Here is a 1,162-nt window from a genome sequence, read left to right on the forward strand (position 1 = left end):
GAAGCATTAGATTGGGGAATGATTACAACAGTTGTGACATCGGATGAGTTCGAGCCAGCACTTACGTCGCTAGCGGATAAATTAGCGCGTGGTCCGAGTAAAGCCTTGGGTGATGCGAAACGCTTGCTTCGTAATACGTATAACGAAACGCTCGAGTCCCAAATGCATCTAGAAGGTTTAGCGCTAGCATCTAACTCTGCTTCGCCTGACGGCAGGGAGGGCGTTGATGCCTTTGCAAATGGACGTAAACCAGAATTCAACAAGTAGTCGATGCATACAGCATTGACTATGTTTCGCAAGTTGGCCTTGTATATGGTCGAACGCTTCCACTAGTTAGCGACGCCTTGTGCGTTGCGTATAGAGAATGAATATGAAAACGAAAATTACAGAATTGCTCGGTATTGAACATCCGATTATGCAGGGCGGCATGCATTACGTCGGTTTTGCAGAGTTAGCAGCGGCTGTATCTAACGCCGGTGGCCTTGGAACTATCACGGGTTTAACACAACGCTCTGCTGCCGATTTAGCGAACGAAATCGCAAAGTGTAATGACCTAACAGACAAACCATTCGCAGTTAACTTAACCTTTTTGCCTACGGTTAGCTCACCAGATTATCCGGGTTATATTGATGCGATCATTAAGGGCGGCGTTAAAGTCGTTGAAACAGCTGGACGTAGCCCCGCTCAGTACATGCCGATGCTAAAAGATGCGGGTATCAAAGTCGTACATAAATGCACCTCAGTGCGTCATGCTTTAAAAGCTCAGTCTATTGGTTGTGATGCTGTATCGGTCGATGGTTTCGAGTGTGGCGGTCACCCAGGGGAAGATGACATCCCGAATATGATTCTGTTGCCTAGAGCGCACGATGAACTCGAAATCCCATTCCTGTCTTCCGGCGGAATGGCCGACGCACGCTCTTTGGTTGCATCATTGGCTATGGGTGCTGAGGGCATGAACATGGGCACACGTTTTATTGCAACAAAAGAAGCACCGGTGCATGAGAATGTTAAGCAAGCGATTGTTGCTGCGACAGAGCTTGATACGCGATTGGTCATGCGCTCGCTCAGGAATACAGAGCGTGTGCTCGTAAATCCAGCGGTAGAAAAGATCTTAGAAACCGAAGCGAAGCTAGGTGCTGATCTTAAATTTGAAGACATTGCC

Annotated in this window: 2 protein-coding genes; both read left to right on the plus strand. The window is 47.8% G+C overall.

Features of this window, described 5'->3' with window-relative positions:
• Nucleotides 1-267, plus strand: a 267-nt coding sequence (locus tag A3762_RS01255) for an enoyl-CoA hydratase/isomerase family protein (protein WP_231878689.1), incomplete at its 5' end; no start/stop codon positions are given.
• Nucleotides 268-370: 103 nt separating this feature from the next.
• Nucleotides 371-1,162, plus strand: a 792-nt coding sequence (locus A3762_RS01260; RefSeq protein ID WP_068753725.1) for a nitronate monooxygenase family protein, incomplete at its 3' end; no start/stop codon positions are given.

This window comes from Oleiphilus sp. HI0125 (assembly GCF_001635355.1).